A 3,689-nucleotide genomic window follows, 5' to 3' on the forward strand; every position below is an offset into this window, starting at 1 on the left:
AGGTAATGGCATGCACCGTGGTGCATACGCCGCAGAAGCGCTGGGTGTAGGACCACGCCTCGCGCGGATCGCGTCCCACGAGAATTTTTTCAATACCGCGCCACATTTGCCCGGAAGACCAAGCCTTCGTGACTCGACCGTTGTCAACCTCGACATCGATGCGCAAATGGCCTTCGATACGGGTGATGGGGTCAACTGTTATGCGTTTTGCCACAAGAATTCTCCTTAACCGAATGGGATGTCAGGCGCTCAGTGCTCTTCGCGAGCCAAAACCGGGAATCGCGTCACGATAAACAGGTATGCCATGACTTCTATGGCAACCATTCCTATGGTGATCAAGATCTCGGGCAGTGCCGGAAAGTAGCTGTAGCCTGCGCCCGGACTGAAGGTGATCAAGAAGGCATCGAAACGGTACAGCGCTCCTGCCAGCATCATGCACAGCGCAGCGTAGAGCAACTTTTTGCCATTGGCCCGCCGTGTTGGTGAACTCAGGATAACAACCGGGTAGATAAACATTGCTGTCTCCAGCAAGAACATGGCGCTGCCCAGATCAAAGGCAAAGATCAATCCAAGCTTGCCAGTCAACAGGAGCGTCAAGAATCGCACGCCGAGAAAGGCCACAGTGAGCCCGACAATCATCTTTGCCAACCCGATCAGAATGGGCGATTCAGGTTTCCGCTTGAATCCGACGGCACTTAATGAAGCTTCAAAAATGACGGCGGCAAAGCCCATGATAAAGGCCGAGAGGATGGCCAGCAAAGGCTGCAGTTCCATGGTTTGCCACAAAGGATGGACCTTCCAGCCCATGGCAATCAAAAAACTGCCTAGCGACGACTGGTGCATGGTCGGCAGCAGAATTCCAAGGGCAACGAAGAAGAACAAGACGCGGCTGAGTTTTTGTTGCAGGGCCTGCGCCTTGAACTTCTCCAGCACGGTCGGCAAGAACTCGATGATCAAGACCAACACATACAAAAAAACACACAGCGCAACCTCAAACATGACCGCGTGCGGGTTCATTTGCTCGGGCAAAAAAATGTGGTAAAAATTCCAATAGCGACCCATGTCGATGAAGGCACCTGCTGCGCCAAGTGCGTAACCCAGCAGGCTGGTCACTATGGCCGGGCGCACCAGCGGGTGATAGCGCCCTTTGTTGAAGACGTAAACCGTCACCGCCAGCGCGTAACCGCCACACGCAAATGCGGTTCCGACGACGATGTCATAGACCACCCAGATGCCCCAGGCGTAGCCACCATTAAGATTGGTGACCGCGCCCATTCCGAAGAAAAAGCGCACCAGCAACAAGGCAATCGCCGTCACGCCAAACGCTCCCAGTACCAGGAACGGAGGAGTCAGTAACGGCCGATTCAATACAACATGGTGATTCATGTTATGTCCTCCTCACCTAGGTTGGCGATCTCGGTATTGCGCCTGACGATCCAGCTCAGACCCCCCAGGGCTATTGCGGGCAGGGCCATGTAGCTGTAGATGGTGCTTTGCACACCTTCGGAGATCGAAGCGGCGGAACGTTCGCCCAGTGGCGGCATGCCGAGCTTATCGTAGGACACCGCCGACAAGTGCATGACGTTGGTGCCGCCGGCCTCCTTTTCGCCCCACACATGGTTTTGGTATCTTGGCACGGCCTTCTCGTGGTAGCTTGCTGGCTTGCGCACGTCCCCCATCGGGTATTTGTAGACCTGACCTGGCTTGAGTGCGAGGCGGCGTTTGGCCTCCTCCAGCAACGCCGTGCGGGAGCCGAACAGCGTCGCGCCGGTGGGGCAGGCTTCGGCGCACCCTGTCATCCCTCCCTTGCTGATCCGTTCGACACCCTTCTGGTTGCACATTTCGCACTTGTGAATTTTGCCAAGCGCGTTGTCGTAGTCATATTGCGGTACGTTATAGGGGCAGCCTGTCATGCAGGTCCGGCAGCCAATACAGACATCGGGGTTGTAATTGACAATGCCAGTCAGCGGGTCGCGGGTGAGCGACGTGACCGGACAGACGGAGACGCAGCCGGGGTCGACGCAGTGCATACAACTGCGCTTCTCAAAGGCATAGCCGTCTTTTTCGCTGTCCTTCACCGCAGCCTTGCCATCAGTGTAAATTTTGATGACGTTGAGCGTCTTGGGCGACAGGTCAAAGGCGAAGTCAGCGTGGATCTGGTCGCCCATGGGTACCGGCGGCATGCCATTGACCTCCTTGCATTTGCTGACACAGGCTTTGCAGCCAACGCACAGCGTGGAGTCGTAGAGCATGCCAACGGCTTGCGGCGCGGGTTCCAGATTGGGCCTGGCCTGCACCGTCGCGCTGGTCAGCGCGGCACCAGCGGCTCCGAATGATGTCTGGAAGAATTTTCTGCGCTTCATGCTCATACCCCTTTGCCAGGGTCTTGCTTGGTCTCGTCATGCTTCTCGCCCAATTTTTTGCCCGTAACCAGAGCGGCTCCCAGGACTGCGCCGACTGCGGCACTGCCCACAGCAGCGGCCATCGTAATGGTGAAGGTGGTCGGGCTCTGGCGGTCGGAAATGGCGGGGAACGCGTTGGGAGGCGTATGGGTTTTTACCTCCGCCAGGCTGAACATGGGCTTGTTGAAGCCGGTGCCCTGCTCGGAGCAGCCAAAGCAGGGATGCCCAACGCCGATAGGCCAGACACCGCCGCCGACGTTGTTGTATTCCAGGCTGGGGCAGTTGTTATAGGTTTCCGGCCCCTTGCAGCCGAGCTTGTAAAGGCACCAGCCTTGCTTGTGTCCGTCATCGCCAAATTGTGTGGCGAAGCGACCTGCATCGAAGTGTGGCCGACGGTAGCAGTTCTCGTGAATCAAGCGTCCATAAGCCCATTTCGGACGCCCTTTTTCGTCGATGGGGGGCAGTTTTCCGTAGGTGACGAAGTACAGTACGGTGCCCAGAAAGTTGGCCGGGTTGGGTGGGCAACCTGGGATGGTGACGACGGTCTTGTCTTTGAGGAATTGCGGGGCACCAGTCGCTCCGGTGGGGTTGGGTGAAGCCGATTGCACACCACCCCAGCTGGCGCAGGAACCAAAAGCAACAATGGCAGCGGCACCTTCGGCAGCTTCTTTGGTTGCATCCATCATGGTTTGCCCGCCAATCTTGCAGAAGATGCCGTTTTGTCCGGTGGGGATAGCGCCTTCGATCACCAGCAGGTACTTGCCCTTGTACTTCTTCATTGTCTCGCGTTTGATTTCTTCCACGCGGTGTCCGGCACCGGCATCCAGTGTCTGGTGGTAATCAAGCGAAATGAGGTCAAGAATCAAGTGTTCGAAGCTTGGCTGCTCCGAACGTAGAAGGGATTCAGTAGGCCCTGTGCACTCCTGGCCGTGCAGCCAGATGACGGGCGTTCTGGCCGGATTGGCGATCGCCTCGGCCATTGCCAGAGCAGACTTCGTTCCCAGACCAAAGGAAGCCGCTACGCCGGTGCAGAAGCTCAGGAAGATTCGACGGGATACACCTAAACGTTTTTCGATTTCAGAAAAGTCGTGGCCGACCTCGTCGGCGATATCAAACTCACGAACGCTCATCAAGTTCTCCTCTTTGTTGGCTTATCACCCATGGTGATAAGTGTTAAGCGTGTTCAACTCAACTATTGGACTTTGAACAAAATGACCCTCTGGTCCCTGATTTTTTGTAACTTATTGATTTATATAGGCATATTTTTTTATTTTGTCACTACCTGAA

At 56.0% G+C, this 3,689-nt stretch carries 4 protein-coding genes; all 4 read right to left on the minus strand.

The window, feature by feature from the left end; all coding sequences use genetic code 11:
* Positions 1-214, minus strand: a 214-nt coding sequence (locus ACOYNV_RS26470; RefSeq protein ID WP_422902810.1) for a nickel-dependent hydrogenase large subunit, incomplete at its 3' end; no start/stop codon positions are given.
* A gap of 35 nt (positions 215-249) precedes the next feature.
* A complete protein-coding gene (hybB, locus tag ACOYNV_RS26475; RefSeq protein WP_422902811.1) occupies positions 250-1,386 on the minus strand; it encodes a Ni/Fe-hydrogenase cytochrome b subunit in 1,137 nt (378 codons plus the stop codon).
* The gene (gene hybA, locus ACOYNV_RS26480; protein ID WP_422902812.1) at positions 1,383-2,363 is read right to left on the minus strand and encodes a hydrogenase 2 operon protein HybA; all 981 of its coding nucleotides are present in this window, start codon (positions 2,361-2,363) and stop codon (positions 1,383-1,385) included. The genes hybB and hybA overlap by 4 nt, the downstream gene beginning before the upstream one ends.
* A 2-nt stretch (positions 2,364-2,365) precedes the next feature.
* Positions 2,366-3,532, minus strand: a complete 1,167-nt coding sequence (locus tag ACOYNV_RS26485; protein WP_422902813.1) for a hydrogenase small subunit — start codon at positions 3,530-3,532, stop codon at positions 2,366-2,368.
* Between the last annotated feature and the right edge of the window lie 157 nt (positions 3,533-3,689).

This window comes from Propionivibrio sp. (genome assembly GCF_049316945.1).
Taxonomy (GTDB): Bacteria; Pseudomonadota; Gammaproteobacteria; order Burkholderiales; family Rhodocyclaceae; genus Propionivibrio.

Bases quoted from the DNA above. Each gene is read 5' to 3' on its own strand.
- hybB (WP_422902811.1), bottom strand. From the start codon at position 1,386: ATGAATCACCATGTTGTATTGAATCGGCCGTTACTGACTCCTCCGTTC.
- hybA (WP_422902812.1), bottom strand. From the start codon at position 2,363: ATGAAGCGCAGAAAATTCTTCCAGACATCATTCGGAGCCGCTGGTGCC.
- ACOYNV_RS26485 (WP_422902813.1), bottom strand. From the start codon at position 3,532: ATGAGCGTTCGTGAGTTTGATATCGCCGACGAGGTCGGCCACGACTTT.